General features: G+C 59.4%; 18 protein-coding genes and 1 pseudogene. 12 read left to right on the forward strand and 7 right to left on the reverse strand.

Translation table 11 applies throughout. The features are described 5' to 3' along the window. Positions 1–212: 212 nt before the first annotated feature. From hisB to ACW9JE_RS21610, 6 genes are all read left to right on the forward strand, one after another. Entirely contained in the window at positions 213–806 is a 594-nt protein-coding gene (gene hisB / locus ACW9JE_RS21585) for an imidazoleglycerol-phosphate dehydratase HisB (protein ID WP_024778052.1), read from the forward strand. Continuing rightward, positions 806–1,444 (forward strand): imidazole glycerol phosphate synthase subunit HisH, encoded by a 639-nt coding sequence (gene hisH, locus ACW9JE_RS21590; protein ID WP_224534805.1) that lies wholly within the window; start codon positions 806–808, stop codon positions 1,442–1,444. The genes hisB and hisH overlap by 1 nt, the downstream gene beginning before the upstream one ends. Further along, positions 1,445–1,705: a DUF2164 domain-containing protein gene (locus ACW9JE_RS21595; protein ID WP_224534803.1), complete on the forward strand. Its 261-nt coding sequence runs from the start codon at positions 1,445–1,447 to the stop codon at positions 1,703–1,705. 42 nt (positions 1,706–1,747) lie between these two features. Then, positions 1,748–2,485: a 1-(5-phosphoribosyl)-5-[(5-phosphoribosylamino)methylideneamino]imidazole-4-carboxamide isomerase gene (gene hisA / locus ACW9JE_RS21600; protein WP_224534801.1), complete on the forward strand. Its 738-nt coding sequence runs from the start codon at positions 1,748–1,750 to the stop codon at positions 2,483–2,485. Positions 2,486–2,494: 9 nt separating this feature from the next. Further along, positions 2,495–3,265, forward strand: a complete 771-nt coding sequence (gene hisF, locus ACW9JE_RS21605) for an imidazole glycerol phosphate synthase subunit HisF (RefSeq protein WP_175376547.1) — start codon at positions 2,495–2,497, stop codon at positions 3,263–3,265. A 121-nt stretch (positions 3,266–3,386) separates the two neighbouring features. Further along, positions 3,387–4,142, forward strand: a complete 756-nt coding sequence (locus ACW9JE_RS21610) for a substrate-binding periplasmic protein (protein ID WP_457433888.1) — start codon at positions 3,387–3,389, stop codon at positions 4,140–4,142. Between the two features lie 125 nt (positions 4,143–4,267). Here ACW9JE_RS21610 and ACW9JE_RS21615 read toward each other — a convergent pair whose 3' ends face one another. Further along, positions 4,268–5,620, reverse strand: a complete 1,353-nt coding sequence (locus ACW9JE_RS21615) for a GntP family permease (protein WP_224539497.1) — start codon at positions 5,618–5,620, stop codon at positions 4,268–4,270. 82 nt (positions 5,621–5,702) lie between these two features. After that, positions 5,703–6,236, reverse strand: coding sequence for a gluconokinase (locus tag ACW9JE_RS21620; RefSeq protein ID WP_457433889.1), 534 nt, complete (start codon positions 6,234–6,236; stop codon positions 5,703–5,705). 213 nt (positions 6,237–6,449) lie between these two features. On the opposite strand from ACW9JE_RS21620, the gene gntR reads away from it, so the two are divergent. The 3 genes from gntR to ACW9JE_RS21635 all read left to right on the forward strand — a co-directional run bounded on the left by gntR (position 6,450) and on the right by ACW9JE_RS21635 (position 8,900). Then, entirely contained in the window at positions 6,450–7,481 is a 1,032-nt protein-coding gene (gene gntR / locus ACW9JE_RS21625; protein ID WP_224539492.1) for an HTH-type transcriptional regulator GntR, read from the forward strand. A 57-nt stretch (positions 7,482–7,538) separates the two neighbouring features. After that, positions 7,539–8,177, forward strand: coding sequence for a glutathione S-transferase family protein (locus ACW9JE_RS21630; protein ID WP_457433890.1), 639 nt, complete (start codon positions 7,539–7,541; stop codon positions 8,175–8,177). Between the two features lie 159 nt (positions 8,178–8,336). Then, the gene (locus ACW9JE_RS21635) at positions 8,337–8,900 is read left to right on the forward strand and encodes a hypothetical protein (protein ID WP_457433891.1); all 564 of its coding nucleotides are present in this window, start codon (positions 8,337–8,339) and stop codon (positions 8,898–8,900) included. A 184-nt stretch (positions 8,901–9,084) separates the two neighbouring features. On the opposite strand, the gene ACW9JE_RS21640 is transcribed toward ACW9JE_RS21635, so the two are convergent. Together ACW9JE_RS21640 and ACW9JE_RS21645 are read right to left on the reverse strand one after the other, a co-directional pair. After that, entirely contained in the window at positions 9,085–9,624 is a 540-nt protein-coding gene (locus tag ACW9JE_RS21640; protein ID WP_457433896.1) for a methyl-accepting chemotaxis protein, read from the reverse strand. 9 nt (positions 9,625–9,633) lie between these two features. Beyond that, positions 9,634–10,509 (reverse strand): annotated as a pseudogene (locus ACW9JE_RS21645) (PAS domain-containing protein); the annotation flags it as partial. 469 nt (positions 10,510–10,978) lie between these two features. Here ACW9JE_RS21645 and ACW9JE_RS21650 point away from each other — a divergent pair. Together ACW9JE_RS21650 and ACW9JE_RS21655 are read left to right on the forward strand one after the other, a co-directional pair. Then, entirely contained in the window at positions 10,979–11,416 is a 438-nt protein-coding gene (locus ACW9JE_RS21650; protein WP_224539485.1) for a GNAT family N-acetyltransferase, read from the forward strand. Positions 11,417–11,477: 61 nt separating this feature from the next. Next, on the forward strand, positions 11,478–12,296 hold the full coding sequence (locus tag ACW9JE_RS21655) for a class I SAM-dependent methyltransferase (RefSeq protein ID WP_224539483.1): 819 nt from the start codon (positions 11,478–11,480) through the stop codon (positions 12,294–12,296). Between the two features lie 115 nt (positions 12,297–12,411). Here the strand turns inward: ACW9JE_RS21655 and def are convergent, their stop codons facing one another. From def to ACW9JE_RS21670, 3 genes are all read right to left on the reverse strand, one after another. After that, positions 12,412–12,951: a peptide deformylase gene (gene def, locus ACW9JE_RS21660; RefSeq protein WP_457433892.1), complete on the reverse strand. Its 540-nt coding sequence runs from the start codon at positions 12,949–12,951 to the stop codon at positions 12,412–12,414. After that, positions 12,948–13,910: a YihY/virulence factor BrkB family protein gene (locus ACW9JE_RS21665; RefSeq protein ID WP_457433893.1), complete on the reverse strand. Its 963-nt coding sequence runs from the start codon at positions 13,908–13,910 to the stop codon at positions 12,948–12,950. The genes def and ACW9JE_RS21665 overlap by 4 nt, the downstream gene beginning before the upstream one ends. Before the next feature lie 174 nt (positions 13,911–14,084). Then, complete coding sequence (locus ACW9JE_RS21670) at positions 14,085–14,276, reverse strand: CsbD family protein (RefSeq protein ID WP_457433894.1); 192 nt, start codon at positions 14,274–14,276, stop codon at positions 14,085–14,087. Positions 14,277–14,477: 201 nt separating this feature from the next. Between ACW9JE_RS21670 and ACW9JE_RS21675 the strand changes: the two genes are divergently transcribed. After that, entirely contained in the window at positions 14,478–14,855 is a 378-nt protein-coding gene (locus tag ACW9JE_RS21675; RefSeq protein WP_457433895.1) for a hypothetical protein, read from the forward strand. Positions 14,856–14,895 lie beyond the last annotated feature (40 nt).

The following is a 14,895-nucleotide window of genomic DNA, read 5'->3' on the forward strand; positions in this document are numbered from 1 at the left end:
AGTCGACATCTGTGCTGGCTGACACACCGCTTTCGCGAGCAAGCCCGCTCCCACATTTGGTTTTGTGGTGTCTGAAATGGCTTGTATGGACATGTCTATCGCCGATGACCGGGCGTTCTGTCCGTCAGCGATATCACCTCCCGTGTTTCTGTTTGGCGCCCGCACGCCTATAATGGCTGCCTTTTTCGCCCAATGATTTTGCGGAGCTGGTGATGGCCGAACGTAAGGCGTCTGTCGAGCGCGACACTCTGGAAACCCAGATCAAAGCCTCGATCAACCTCGATGGCACCGGTAAGGCCCGATTTGATATCGGTGTTCCTTTCCTTGAGCACATGCTGGACCAGATCGCCCGTCACGGGTTGATCGACCTGGATATCGTCAGCAAAGGCGACCTGCATATCGACGACCACCACACCGTGGAAGACGTCGGTATCACCCTCGGCCAGGCCTTCACCCAGGCCATCGGCGACAAGAAAGGCATCCGTCGCTACGGCCACGCCTACGTGCCGCTCGATGAAGCGCTGTCGCGCGTGGTGATCGACTTCTCCGGCCGTCCTGGCCTGCAGATGCACGTTCCCTATACCCGCGCCACCGTCGGCGGTTTCGACGTTGACCTGTTCCAGGAATTCTTCCAGGGCTTCGTAAACCACGCCAACGTCACCCTGCACATCGACAACCTGCGTGGCCACAACACCCACCACCAGATCGAAACCGTGTTCAAGGCTTTCGGCCGCGCGCTGCGCATGGCCGTTGAGCTCGATGACCGCATGGCCGGGCAAATGCCATCGACCAAGGGCGTCCTGTAATGCAGACGGTTGCAGTTATCGATTACGGCATGGGCAACCTGCACTCGGTGGCCAAGGCCCTCGAACACGTAGGCGCCGGCAAGGTGCTGATCACCAGCGATGCCAACGTGATTCGCGAAGCCGACCGGGTGGTTTTCCCCGGCGTCGGCGCGATTCGCGATTGCATGGCGGAGATCCGTCGCCTGGGCTTCGACTCGCTGGTGCGTGAAGTCAGCCAGGACCGTCCGTTTCTCGGCATCTGCGTCGGCATGCAAGCCTTGCTCGACCACAGTGAAGAGAACGATGGCGTCGACTGCATCGGCCTGTTTCCGGGTGAGGTGAAGTTCTTCGGCAAGGACCTGCATGAAGACGGCGAACATCTGAAAGTCCCGCACATGGGCTGGAACGAAGTGAAGCAGGCGGTCAATCACCCGCTGTGGCACGACATCCCGGACATGGCGCGTTTCTACTTCGTGCACAGCTACTACATCGCCGCCGCCAATGCGCGTCAGGTGGTGGGCAGCGGTCACTACGGCGTCGACTTCGCCGCGGCGCTGGCCGATGGCTCGCGTTTCGCCGTGCAGTTCCACCCTGAGAAGAGCCATACCCACGGCCTGCAATTGCTGCAGAACTTCGCGGCGTGGGACGGTCGTTGGTAAATGGCTGTCAAGAAATCCAGGCCGCCGATCCTCACGCTCACCCCTGAGCAGGAGGCCGAGGCCAACCGCAAGATAAAGCGCTTCATGGAAGACCGCTTTGACCTTGACCTGGGCTCGTTCGAGGCAGCCGAGATTCTTGAGCTGTTTACCCGCGAAATTGCTCCGCACTATTACAACAGGGCGATTTTCGATGTGCAGACGCACCTCAAAGAGAGGTTCGAAAGCATCGAAAGCGACCTGTGGGCGCTCGAGAAAAACTGATTTCCGAGCCAAGCTGAACATTCAATTCTGAAGGTTTGCCAGATGCTGATTATTCCCGCTATCGATCTTAAAGACGGTGCCTGTGTTCGTCTGCGCCAGGGCCGCATGGAAGATTCCACAGTGTTCTCCGATGACCCGGTGAGCATGGCTGCCAAGTGGGTGGAAGGCGGTTGCCGCCGTCTGCATCTGGTCGACCTGAACGGCGCCTTCGAAGGCCAGCCGGTCAACGGCGAAGTGGTCACCGCCATCGCCAAGCGCTACCCGAACCTGCCGATCCAGATCGGCGGCGGCATCCGTTCCCTGGAAACCATCGAACACTACGTCAAGGCTGGCGTGAGCTACGTGATCATCGGCACAAAGGCCGTGAAAGAGCCGGCCTTCGTTGCCGAAGCCTGCCGCGCGTTCCCGGGCAAAGTGATCGTCGGTCTCGACGCCAAAGACGGCTTTGTCGCCACCGATGGCTGGGCCGAAATCAGCAAGGTCCAGGTGATCGACCTGGCCAAGCAGTTCGAAGCCGACGGCGTGTCCGCCATCGTTTATACCGACATCGCCAAAGACGGCATGATGCAGGGCTGCAACGTACCGTTCACCGCTGCGCTGGCGGCTGCCACTTCGATCCCGGTGATCGCGTCCGGCGGCATCCACAACCTGGGCGACATCAAGGCCCTGCTCGACGCCAAGGCACCGGGCATCATCGGTGCAATCACTGGCCGTGCGATCTACGAAGGCACCCTCGACGTCGCTGAAGCGCAAGCTTTCTGCGATTCGTACAAAGGCTGAGGACTGACCATGGCGCTGGCCAAACGCATCATCCCTTGCCTGGACGTGGACAACGGCCGGGTCGTCAAGGGTGTGAAATTCGAGAACATCCGTGACGCCGGTGACCCGGTGGAAATTGCCCGTCGTTACGACGAGCAGGGTGCCGACGAGATTACCTTTCTCGACATCACCGCCAGCGTCGACGGCCGCGATACCACGCTGCATACCGTCGAGCGCATGGCCAGCCAGGTGTTCATCCCGCTGACCGTCGGCGGTGGCGTGCGCACCGTGCAGGACATCCGCAACCTGCTCAACGCCGGTGCGGACAAGGTCTCGATCAACACCGCTGCGGTATTCAATCCGGAGTTCGTCGGCGAGGCGGCAGCGCATTTCGGCTCGCAGTGCATCGTCGTCGCGATCGATGCGAAGAAGGTTTCCGCTCCTGGCGAAACCCCGCGCTGGGAAATCTTCACCCACGGCGGCCGCAAGCCGACCGGCCTCGACGCTGTCGAATGGGCGAAGAAGATGGAAGGCCTGGGCGCCGGTGAGATCCTGCTGACCAGCATGGACCAGGACGGCATGAAAAACGGCTTCGACCTGGGCGTGACCCGCGCCATCAGCGATGCGCTGGGCATTCCGGTGATCGCGTCCGGCGGCGTCGGCAATCTGCAGCACCTGGCCGACGGCATCCTCGAAGGCCACGCCAGCGCGGTGCTGGCGGCGAGTATTTTCCACTTCGGCGAATACACCGTTCAGGAAGCCAAGGCCTACATGGCACATCGCGGAATCGTGATGCGCTGATTGCCGAGCCCTCGGAGCGGCACGCTCCGAGGGTTTGCCGTGCAATGAGATCAAAAGGCCAGTAGACAGCACCACACGCTCAAGGCACTCTTGGGTACGCCAAGGATTTCGGTAGCCCGACATGATCAAACGTCTGCTTCTTGCTCTCGCCAGCGCTGCGCCCCTGCTCATAAACGCTGCACCTGCCGCCGCCAACACCGATGTCGATATGGTGTTGCTGACGGAAAACTTCCCGCCGTACAACATGGCGAAGAACGGCAAGAACTTCGCCCAGGACGAAAACATCAGCGGCATCGCCACTGACATCGTCCGCGAGATCTTCAAGCGCGCCGACATTTCCTACAGCCTGACGCTGCGTTTCCCCTGGGAGCGGATTTACAAACTCACTCTGGAAAAACCTGGCTACGGCGTGTTCGTCATGGCCCGCCTGCCGGACCGTGAAAATCTGTTCAAGTGGGTTGGCCCTATTGGTCCCGACGACTGGATCATGCTGGCCAAGGCCGACAGCAAGATCACCCTCGACTCCCTGGACGATGCGCGCAAGTACAAGATCGGCGCCTACAAGGGCGATGCGATTGCCGAGACCCTGACCAAACAGGGTTTGAAACCGCTGGTGGTGCTGCGCGACCAGGACAATGCCAAGAAGCTGCTCAACGGCCAGATCGATCTGTGGGCCACTGGCGATCCCGCCGGCCGTTACCTGGCAAGGCAGGACGGCGTGACCGGGCTCAAGACGGTGTTGCGTTTCAACAGCGCCGAACTCTACCTGGCGCTGAACAAGGACGTACCCGACGAAACCGTCGCCAGGCTGCAGGCCGCTCTCGATCAGTTGCGCAAGGACGGTGTGGTCGACGAGATCATGGCGCGGTATCTCTGATTGGCTGAAAGGAATCGCGAGCAGGCTCGCTCCCACACAGCCCCCCCATAGGGTCCATGTTCTGACAATCGATCACCCACAAAAAAACCGCATCGCTGCGGTTTTTTTGTGCCTGCCGAATGCCCTTAAACGAACAACGACAACAACAGAATAAAGCCCAACCCCACCACCGACAGAATGGTCTCCATCGCGGTCCAGGTCTTGAAGGTTTCGGCCACGGTCATGTTGAAGTACTGCTTGACCAGCCAGAACCCGGCGTCGTTCACATGGGACAGGATCAGGGAACCGGCGCCGGTGGCCAGCACCAGCAGCTCGCGGTTGACCCCTGGAATCATCCCGACCACCGGCACCACGATGCCCGCGCCGGTGATGGTTGCCACGGTCGCCGAACCGGTAGCGATACGGATCACCGCCGCCACCAGCCATGCCAGCAGGATCGGCGAGATCTGCGCCGCCACCGCCATGTGGCCGATCACGTCGCCCACGCCGCTGGTCACCAGCATCTGCTTGAAGCCGCCGCCCGCACCGATGATCAGGATAATCGCGGCGGTTGGCGCCAGGCTCGCGTCCAGCCACTTGAGCATCTGCTGGGAACCGATGCCCTGCTTGTAGCCGAAGGTGTACAGCGACAGCAGCAATGCCAGCAACAGAGCCGAGATCGGGTGGCCGATCAGGTCCATGAAGGTACGGAAGAAGTTGCCGTCCGGCAGCACCACGTCAGCGAAGGTCTTGAGCAGCATCAGGAACACCGGCGACAGCACGGTGACCAGGGTGATGCCGAAGCTCGGCAGGTCGGCCGAATCCGATTCACGGGCCAGTTGATCCACCAGCTCCTGGTTCGGGTGACCGGGGATGTGCTTGGCAATGAAGGTACCGAAGATGGGACCGGCAATGATCGCCGTTGGCAGTGCCACGATCAGGCCGTACAGGATGGTCTTGCCGATGTCGGCACCGAATACGCCGATCGCCAGCAGCGGGCCCGGGTGCGGTGGCACCAGGCCGTGCACCGCCGACAGGCCGGCCAGCAGCGGGATACCGATCTTGATGATCGACACGCCGGTGCGCCGGGCAACGATGAACACCAGCGGGATCAGCAGCACGAAGCCGATTTCGAAGAACAGCGGAATGCCCACCAGGAACGCGGCGAACATCATGGCCCACTGGACCTTTTCCTTGCCAAAGGCACGGATCAGGGTCTGGGCGATCTGATCCGCCCCGCCCGACTCGGCCATCATTTTGCCGAGCATGGTGCCCAGCGCGAGGATGATGCCGACAAAACCGAGCACGCCGCCGAAGCCGTCCTGGAAGGCCTTGATGATGGTGCCGATCGGCATGCCGGAGGTCAGCCCGAGGAAGGCTGCGGCGATGATCAGGGCAATGAAGGGGTGAAACTTGAACTTGGTGATCAGGACGATAAGCCCGATCACCGTAACCACTGCATCGAGCAGCAGGAACGTCTCGTGGGACATGCCAAACATTAGGGGTGTCTCCTGGTTGTTGTTGTTATTAAAGCGGGTAATGCGAAAGCCATAAGGACAGCGCTATCTCTTGAAGCAAAAATTAACCGGCGCGTTTCAGGCCGTTCTCGAGCCACCATTGGTGGGCTTGAACCGCCAATTGATCGACGCTGTGGGTCGAGGCATCAAGGCCCAGGGTCAGCGGCTCGCCGATTGGCGATTCGAGAGTGGCGAACTGGCTGTCGATCAAGGTCGAAGGCATGAAATGGCCCGGCCGATGGGAAACGCGGTCGGCAGCCACTTCAGGGGTCAGCTCAAGAAAGACGAAGCCCAGGCCCGGCAAGGCGCTGCGCAGACGTTCGCGGTAAATATGCTTGAGTGCCGAGCAGGTCAGCACCGGGCGCTGGCCCAGGGCGTCGATGCGGCGCAGTTCATCGCACAGGCTGTCGAGCCAGCCGGCACGGTCTTCGTCGTTCAGGGGGATACCCGCGCTCATCTTTTCGATATTGGCGGCAGGGTGGAAAGAGTCGCCTTCAATGGCAGTGGCGCCGCTGAGCTGGCACAGGGCCTCGCTGACGCACGTCTTGCCGCAACCGGCAACGCCCATGATGACCAGGGCGGTGATGGGATGATTCATGTAACACCTCAGCGCGCAGACAGCGCTACCTTTGCCAGTTATGACACTAGACCAAAAGCAGAAGTTGCCGACGCCTTCTTGTCATTTTTGTGGGTTGCAGCATGTTTATCCCAATGCCAAAAGCGGAGGTCAGGCGAACCCCCACTTACGCATTTGCAGCTGCATCGAGACAGCGCTACCTTAGTGCCTTGAATTTTGTTTGGCAAGCCGTCGATGAACTCAACCAAGAACGATAAAAATACGCGCACCACTGGCCGCCCTACCCTCAACGAAGTCGCACGCCTGGCCGGCGTCAGCCCGATTACCGCGTCCCGCGCCTTGCGCGGCGTCAGCACGGTGGCCACGGAACTGGTGGAAAAAGTGCAGAGCGCGGCCCGCGAACTCAACTACGTGGTCAACTCCGCCGCCCGCGCCCTGGCCTCGGCCCAGAGCCATTCGGTGGTGGTTTTGGTGCCATCGCTGTCCAACCTGTTGTTCATCGACACCCTGGAAGCCATTCATCAGGTTCTGCGCCCCAAGGGCTTCGAAGTGCTGATCGGCAACTTCCATTATTCGCGCGACGAAGAAGAGAACCTGCTGCGCAACTACATGGCCTATCAGCCTCGGGGCTTGCTGCTCACAGGCTTCGACCGAACCGAAAGCTCGCGGCGGATGATCGAAGGCAGCAACATTCCGTGCGTATACATGATGGAGCTGGACAGTGCCGCCGGGCTCAATTGCGTGGGCTTTTCGCAACTGGCCGCCGGTGAGACGGCGGCCGGGCACCTGCTGTCTCGTGGTCGCAAACGCCTGGCCTATATCGGTGCGCAACTGGATCAGCGCACGTTGCTGCGCGGTGAAGGTTATCGTCGTGCGCTGCAGAAGGCCGGTCTGTATGACCCGGCCCTCGAAGTGCTGACGCCGCGTCCGTCGTCGGTCGGTCTGGGTGGCGAGTTGTTCTTGCAGATGATCGCCAATCATCCAGATGTCGATGCGATCTTCTTCGGCAACGACGACCTGGCTCAGGGTGCCTTGCTTGAAGCCCTGCGCTGCGGGATCAAGGTTCCAGAGCAGGTGGCGATTCTCGGTTTCAACGATTTGCCTGCATCGGCGCATATGGTTCCGCGGCTGAGCAGCATCAGTACGCCGCGTGAGGCCATCGGGCGTCGTGCGGCGGAGCAGATGTTGACGTTGATGGCCGGGAATACGGTGGCCAGGCCGGTGCAGGATATGGGGTTTGAGTTGAAGGTGCGGGAGAGTACCTGACTCCCCGACAGCTCCTACACTTAAGAGCATGTACGCATTTGGCAACGGAGTTGTTTCATGGAACATGCACTGAAAATCCTCGGCAAAGCCTCGTCAATCAACGTGCGCAAGGTGCTGTGGACCTGTGAGGAGCTGGGCCTTAATTACGTACGCGAGGATTGGGGCAGCGGTTTTGCCTCGACCCACAGCCCGGAGTTCCTGCGCTTCAACCCCAACGCCCAGGTGCCGGTGATAATCGATGAGAACGGGGTGTTGTGGGAGTCCAATACCATCTGCCGCTATCTGGCCGGCAAGCACCATCATCACCACAACGAGTTGCTGCCCTCAGATCCGGCCGCCCGGGCCCGTGTCGAACAGTGGATGGACTGGCAGGCCACCGATCTCAATACAGCCTGGAGCTACGCCTTCATGGCGCTGGTGCGCAAGGACCCGGAGTTCCAGGATGCGCATCGCGTGGAGGTCAGCGTGCGTGGCTGGAACCAGAAAATGGGCATCCTCGAACATCAACTGGCGAGCACCAAGGCCTATGTCGCCGGGGCGCGGTTTACCCTGGCCGATATCGTCATCGGTCTGTCAGTCAACCGCTGGCTGATGACGCCGATCGAGCGTCCCGACTACCCGGCCCTCGATGACTACTTCAAGTGCCTGGCACCCCAGCCCGGGTTTCTGAAACATTGCTGTAACGGCCTGCCTTGAGCCGCGCAAACCTTTGCCGTCCGTCGGCAAAGGTTTGCCCCTTTTGCGATTGAATGGCTATCCAAACACATATAACTGACTGATTTTTATGGAATTTATATTCCAGGCACAGTCCTTGCTGAAAGCCCTGCACCGAAATCAACCACAAGGACTTTCATCATGTTGGTCAGTTCAAAACAAGCCGTGGTCGTACCGCTTTCCAAACGTTCCGCCACAGATCCTACGGCCGAAGCCGCCGCCGGCCTGCAAAGCGCCATGAGCCAGGCCCTGCAGAACAACGTGCAGGCGCAGAACACCCAGGCCACTACGCAGGTTCAGGAGTCCGCCACCGGGCAAGCCACGCAGCAGGTCAGCGAGGCTACGCGCATCAGCGACAACGTTGATGAGGCGTTCGCCAAGACCCGCGTGAATCTGCAAGCCGTTAACGCGCCGCTGCCGGATGACGTCAAGGACCGGATCAAGGACGGCTCGGCCACTTCCGAGTTCAAGGAGTACATGAGCAAGACTCCAGAACAGCGCATCCGCGATGCGATCCTCGAGGAGATGGGTCTGACCCAGGAAGAAGTCGACAAGATGCCGCCTGAGAAGCAAAAGGCGATCGGTGAGGAAGTCGCCCAGCGCATGCAGGAAAAGGCAGAAATCGCCAAGCAGGAGAAAGCACAACAGCAGGATGGTGACCAGAACAAGGCGCAGGTGGTGGACAAGTTCCTCGCGTCCCTCTGATCACCCCGTTATACCTGCTGCAACACAATCCCTGTGGGAGCGTGGCTTGCCCGCGATGGTCGTCAACGATAACGCTGGATGCCTGACACCCCGCGTCATCGTTGGCCTCCATCGCGAGCAAGCTAGCTCCTACAGGGATCGTGCATGACCCGTAGGAGCGAGGCTTGCCTGCGAACCTTCAGGGTCAATTCAATTGCAACGTGGAATTGAACTGGCTGATCGCATCCACCACATGCCGTGACCCCTGCTGAATCTCCAGGATCACCTCCCCCGCCTCGTTCGCCAGCTCCACCCCAAGCCCCGTGCGGCTCAGGCTCGATTGCATGCTGGTCACCGCGCTCACCGACAAATCATGGTTCTTGCGCACCACATCGACGATCTCCAGCGTCGCCTGGCTCGTGCGTGCAGCCAGACTGCGCACTTCATCAGCCACCACCGCAAACCCTCGGCCATGCTCCCCGGCACGAGCTGCCTCAATGGCGGCGTTGAGCGCCAGCAAGTTAGTCTGGTCGGCGATGCCACGGATGGTCTGCACGATGCTGCCGATGATCTCGGACTGTTTGCTCACCGCATCAATGCTCAGCGCCGCTTCGTTCAGGTCCCTGGAAATGTCCTGGATGATCTGCACCGTCTGCTGCACCACCTCCGAGCCCTTGCGCGCGCAGACGTCGTTCTGCACCGAGGTGCTGTGGGCCGATTCGGCGGCGGTTTGCAGGGTGGTCATCTGGCGGGTGATGTCGCTGGCGAACTTCACCACCTTGTACAGCCGGCCCTTGGCATCGAACAGCGGGTTGTAGGACGCCTCCAGAAACACCGTATGCCCGTACTTGTCCTTGCGCTCGAAACGGTGCGAGTGATATTCGCCGCGATTGAGCGAGGCCCAGAACGCCTTGTAGTTCGCCGACTCGGCTTCGGCCCGATGGCAGAACAGGCTGTGATGCTGGCCGATCACTTCGTTGAGCGAGTAATGCATGGTCTTGAGGAAGTTTTCGTTGGCCGTGATCACCTTGCCGTCCGGGGTGAATTCGATCACTGCCATGGAGCGCCCGATCGCCGCCAGCCGGCTTTCGTTTTCATGCTCTTTATTGATTCTCTCAGTGACATCGGTGGCGACCTTGATCACGCTCTGCACCTGGCGATCCGGGCCATACACCGGCATGTAGCTGGCTTCGAGCCAGATTTCCCGACCGCTTTTGTGCAGACGTAAAAAGGTGCCGCCGGTCGCCTCGCCCCGCGCCAGATCACGCCACAACCTGGTGTACTCCTCGCTGCGATAAAACGCCTCTTCACAGAAGACACGATGGTGCTTGCCCCGCACTTCGTCGGCGCTGTAACCCATGGTCTTGCAGAAGTTTTCGTTGGCGTCGATCACGATGCCTTCGGGGGTGAACTCAATCATCGCCATCGAACGACTGATGGCGGCCAACTTGGCATTGGCTTCGGTTAACGCACAACTGAAGCGTTCAATTTCCAGCAAGTCAGCCTTGTTATGCAGATTAAACATGTTCGTATCACCCCGAGCGCGGTCGTTTTGATTGGTTGAAGTTCCGGTTCTTTGAATCCAGTACATCCAGCAACAGGCACACGCACCCCTCCAGAGGAAGGGCATGGTCAGGTAATAAATGGTGTTTGATCGGAGGGTCCTTGAGTGGCGTCCTCATCAAGACATCCAGTTCTTGATAGCCCAGGAGCGGGCTGGTCCTAACATAGTCACAAGTAAACTCCATTTAACCTGCAGCTCCCTTTCAGATGCGTCGGTGCCTTGGGTTGCGCACTCTTGCCATCATCAATCACGGTCTTTCGGTGTAATCGAGATAGTTAGTTACAGCCCAGCATAGCGCTCCCGCATGAGTGCGCAAGGCCATCAATAGGCCATTAATCTGCTAATTTCAGGACAAAATCGGTTCAGCGAATGGATCCAAAAATATAGGTGGATGAGTGATTGAGAATAGGAATGAAGACGGCGATTGCCATGGGGATGAAATCCAATCTCGAGTGAGGGAAGTTCAGGTATACACCTATCCCCAGACGCGCGTTGTTTTATAATCGCCCGCTTTGCACACCATCGACCAAGCCCCATGCACTCCACGTCCTACACCCTGCTTGAAGAGCCACTCTGGCCCTTGATGAACAAGTTCTACCGCGCTCATCAGTCGTCGATGAAAGCCGTTCGCGACGCGCAACTGTGGGTTGCGCGACGGGACGAGATCGTCGCGGCGCTGTGCTTGCGTCCGGTGTCGGGCGGGCATTGGCTGACCGGGTTGTTTGTCGATCCGGTCTGTCGGCAACAGGGCGTTGCCGCGGCCCTTATTGCTGAAGCGGTCAAGGATCTCGAGCTGCCGGTGTGGCTGTTCTGCCATCCTGACTTGCGTGGCTTTTATGAGCGTCGCGGTTTTGGTTTCGATCCGCAGATGCCTTATGCGATGGTTGAACGCTTGAGCCGTTACGCGCGCAGCAAGCCGATGATTGCCATGGGCTTAGAACCGTTGGTTAGATCCACTGACAATAATGTGTGATCGGTCCATGAGCGCTGCATGCTAGCCTCGCGGTCGACTTCGACTTCGCTCAGGATGCCCCATGAAACCTGCTTTTCTGGCTTTGACGCTGACCACCCTGCTCTCCCCGTTTTTTGCCCATGCCGCCACTGCGCAAGTGTCCCCCGAACAATATGCCAAGGTATTGGCCGGGGATTGGCGCGCGCCTGAAAACGTCGCCCGCGACGGCTTTCGTCATCCGCAACAGAGCCTAGGGTTCTTTGGTCTGGGATCAGATCAGACGGTGATCGAAATCACCCCGGGCAACGGCTGGTACAGCGAATTGCTGGCGCCGTTGCTCAAGGATCACGGGCAGTACATCGCCGCAGTGCAGGCGCCGACGGTCAGCGACTACGCACGCAAGAACGAAGAGAAGCTCAAGAGCAAGTTCGCCGCCACGCCCGCTCAATACGCCAAGGCACAGGTGCTGGAGTTCGATCCCAAAGCTCCAAACTTCGGCCAACCCGGCTCGGCGGACACCGTGCTGACCTTTCGCAACGTGCATAACTGGGTGCTGGCCGATACCGCGCCGCTGATGTTCCAGGCCTTTTTCAAAGTGCTCAAACCCGGTGGCGTGCTGGGCGTAGTCGACCATCGGGCCAAGGATGGAGCCTCATTGGAGGACATCAAACACAGCGGCTACCTGACCACCGAGTACGTGGTGAAACTGGCCACTGATGCGGGATTCAAGCTTGAGGCCCAGAGTGAAATAAACGCCAATGCGAAGGACACCAAGGACTACCCCGAAGGCGTGTGGACATTGCCGCCGGCGTTGACCCTGGGCGAGAAGGATCGGGCAAAGTATGTGGCGATTGGCGAATCGGACCGGATGACGCTGCGGTTCGTGAAGCCTTTGAAGTGAACAATGATTAACTGTGGGAGCGAGCCTGCTCGCGAGGCGGGGTGTCAGACAACATCAATGTTGAACTGCAATCCTTTCGCGAGCAGGCTCGCTCCCACATTGGTTTTGTGGTGGCTCAGTCGTCGGCGTTTGGATCAAGGTCCGGGAACATGACTTCAGTGAACCCGAACTTGGTGAAGTCAGTGATCCGCGACGGGTAAAGTCGACCGATCAGGTGATCGCATTCGTGCTGCACCACCCGCGCATGAAAACCGGAGGCTATTCGCACGATCGGCTCGCCCTTGGGGTCAACACCCTCATAGCGAATCTGCTGATAGCGATCCACCGCACCGCGCAAACCAGGCACCGACAGGCAACCTTCAAAGCCCTCCTCCATCAGCGGACTCAGCGGCGTGATCAGCGGGTTGATCAGAATCGTCTGCGGCACGGCTTCGGCGTCCGGATAACGCTCGCTGTGCTCGAAACCGAAGATCACCAGTTGCAGGTCGACGCCGATCTGCGGCGCGGCCAGGCCGACACCGCCGACGCTTTCCATGGTCTGGAACATGTCGTCGATCAGTTGCCACAGTTCTGGGCTGTCGAACATCTCGGCCGGAACCGGCGGGGCAATGCGCAGCAGGCGCTCGTCGCCCATTTTCAGGATTTCACGGATCATTTGATGACTTCGTCAGTGGGTGGTTTCACCGAGTGATCGCGGCCGAGTCCCGAAACGTGCTGTTTCTCTTCGTGGACGGGTCCATTTTCGCCGGCGACCTTCTCGCCAGGGTCCTTGCCCTCGCGCGACATGTGCTCGATCACCGCGTTCATCTCGGCGCCGAGCAGCAGCACTGCGGCGGAAATGTAGAAGTAGAGCAGCAACACGATGATCGCACCGATACTGCCATACATGGCGTTGTAGTTGGCGAACTCCTTGACGTACAGCCCGAAGCCCAGCGACGCGATGATCCACACCACCACCGCCAGCACCGAGCCCGGCGTGATGAAGCGAAACTCCTGTTTGACGTCGGGCATCACGTAATAGATCAGCGCCACGGCCACCATCAACAGGATCACGATCACCGGCCAGCGGGCAATCGACCACAAGGTGACGATGAAGTATTCAAGGCCCACCTGCTCGGCGATCCAGGTCATCACCTGTGGCCCGAGCACCATCAGCGCAGCGGCGATCAGCAGCATCCCGGCAATGCCGACGGTGTAGATGATCGACAGCGGAAAGCGCTTCCACGCAGGCCGGCCCTCGACCACATCGTAAGCAGCGTTCATCGCGCTCATCATCAGCCGCACGCCGGCCGAGGCCGTCCACAGGGCAATCACGATACCCACCGATAACAGGCCGCCCTTGGACTGCTGGAGCTGGTCGATCACCGGGTTGACCTGCTCAAGCGCCTGAGGCGGCAGCACCAGTTCCGATTGCAGGCGCAACCAGGAGAAGAAGTCGGGCAAATGCAGGAAACCGATCAGGGCGATCAGGAAGAGGATGAAGGGAAACAGCGAAAACAGCATTTGATAGGCCAGCGCCGAGGCGTAAGTCGACATCTCGTCGTCGACGAACTCGGTCACCGTGCGCACCATGACGCGGTGCATGGGCAAGCCTTTCATGTCCGGGAAAATCATTAGCGTCTCCTTTCGCCGCAAAAATGGAGTTGAAGTCATGGCGACTCAGGGGCCGTTTTCTTTCATCAAAGTAGCCTACCTGGCGGCTTTGAAACAAATTAATGACGCAAGTTCAGGCTGGCACAAAAACGGCCATCCGTGGATGGCCGCTTCTGATACTCGTCAAAGCCCGAATCAGGCTTTGTCGACGCCTTTTTTGACCGCATCCTTGGCTTTGCCCACTGCTTGCTGGGCTTCGCCTTTCTTTTCCTGCACCACGCCTTCGGCGCGCATTTTGTCGTTGCCGGTGGCCTTGCCGACGCCTTGCTTGACGTTACCGACCGCTTCGTTGGCCATGCCTTTCACTTTATCGCTCGTGCTGCCCATGGTGATTCTCCTGCGTAGCTTTCAGAGGGAGGAAAGTCGTTACACAAGGTTGACCGGGCGCTTTTCCCGCAAGTTTCATTTATTTTCATCCGGGCATTTCATCGCATCGAGCACGTTGGGCTTTATGTTTGCCCGACAACCTCCGAGAATGCGCCACGTATCGGCGCCTTGACGCTGAAGATTCAATCGCGCAGGAATGTTATGAAACTCGATAAACCGCAGGCCATTGCCCGCAGAAACAAGGAACTTGGCGGTGCCGTGCTGGGCGTCAACAACTGCCATTTCACGGAATTGAACCGCAATCGCAACATCTTCTGGTTCGACATCCCGGTATCGCGCCTGGCCATCGGTCAGTACGAGTGGATTCACCTGCTGATGCACACCCCGGCGACCGACGAGCTGCTGCACCTGAAAGTGCCGACGGTGTTCCTGCGCGAGCAGATGGAAGGCCTGGTGGTGCGCAACCAGGGCAAGCGCAAGGCGGCCTTGAGCCTGGAACTGAGTGCCGACAAGGATTCGTTCCTGCAGGACATGCGCCCGGCGGGGACCAACGTCAATTTCGCTAAATTCCGCCAGTAAAAGCAAAAGCTTCGCGAGCAAGCCCGCTCCCGCATTTTGA

This window comes from Pseudomonas sp. SDO55104_S430 (assembly GCF_054070595.1).

What these genes read in the sequence shown, in the direction of transcription:
- ACW9JE_RS21610 (WP_457433888.1), top strand. Translation starts at nt 3,387, where the DNA reads ATGATCAAACGTCTGCTTCTTGCTCTCGCCAGCGCTGCGCCCCTGCTC.
- hisA (WP_224534801.1), top strand. Translation starts at nt 1,748, where the DNA reads ATGCTGATTATTCCCGCTATCGATCTTAAAGACGGTGCCTGTGTTCGT.
- ACW9JE_RS21655 (WP_224539483.1), top strand. Translation starts at nt 11,478, where the DNA reads ATGAAACCTGCTTTTCTGGCTTTGACGCTGACCACCCTGCTCTCCCCG.
- gntR (WP_224539492.1), top strand. Translation starts at nt 6,450, where the DNA reads ATGAACTCAACCAAGAACGATAAAAATACGCGCACCACTGGCCGCCCT.
- def (WP_457433892.1), bottom strand. Translation starts at nt 12,951, where the DNA reads ATGATCCGTGAAATCCTGAAAATGGGCGACGAGCGCCTGCTGCGCATT.
- ACW9JE_RS21630 (WP_457433890.1), top strand. Translation starts at nt 7,539, where the DNA reads ATGGAACATGCACTGAAAATCCTCGGCAAAGCCTCGTCAATCAACGTG.
- ACW9JE_RS21620 (WP_457433889.1), bottom strand. Translation starts at nt 6,236, where the DNA reads ATGAATCATCCCATCACCGCCCTGGTCATCATGGGCGTTGCCGGTTGC.
- ACW9JE_RS21595 (WP_224534803.1), top strand. Translation starts at nt 1,445, where the DNA reads ATGGCTGTCAAGAAATCCAGGCCGCCGATCCTCACGCTCACCCCTGAG.
- ACW9JE_RS21665 (WP_457433893.1), bottom strand. Translation starts at nt 13,910, where the DNA reads ATGATTTTCCCGGACATGAAAGGCTTGCCCATGCACCGCGTCATGGTG.
- ACW9JE_RS21675 (WP_457433895.1), top strand. Translation starts at nt 14,478, where the DNA reads ATGAAACTCGATAAACCGCAGGCCATTGCCCGCAGAAACAAGGAACTT.
- ACW9JE_RS21670 (WP_457433894.1), bottom strand. Translation starts at nt 14,276, where the DNA reads ATGGGCAGCACGAGCGATAAAGTGAAAGGCATGGCCAACGAAGCGGTC.
- hisF (WP_175376547.1), top strand. Translation starts at nt 2,495, where the DNA reads ATGGCGCTGGCCAAACGCATCATCCCTTGCCTGGACGTGGACAACGGC.
- hisB (WP_024778052.1), top strand. Translation starts at nt 213, where the DNA reads ATGGCCGAACGTAAGGCGTCTGTCGAGCGCGACACTCTGGAAACCCAG.
- ACW9JE_RS21635 (WP_457433891.1), top strand. Translation starts at nt 8,337, where the DNA reads ATGTTGGTCAGTTCAAAACAAGCCGTGGTCGTACCGCTTTCCAAACGT.
- ACW9JE_RS21615 (WP_224539497.1), bottom strand. Translation starts at nt 5,620, where the DNA reads ATGTTTGGCATGTCCCACGAGACGTTCCTGCTGCTCGATGCAGTGGTT.
- ACW9JE_RS21640 (WP_457433896.1), bottom strand. Translation starts at nt 9,624, where the DNA reads ATGACCACCCTGCAAACCGCCGCCGAATCGGCCCACAGCACCTCGGTG.
- ACW9JE_RS21650 (WP_224539485.1), top strand. Translation starts at nt 10,979, where the DNA reads ATGCACTCCACGTCCTACACCCTGCTTGAAGAGCCACTCTGGCCCTTG.
- hisH (WP_224534805.1), top strand. Translation starts at nt 806, where the DNA reads ATGCAGACGGTTGCAGTTATCGATTACGGCATGGGCAACCTGCACTCG.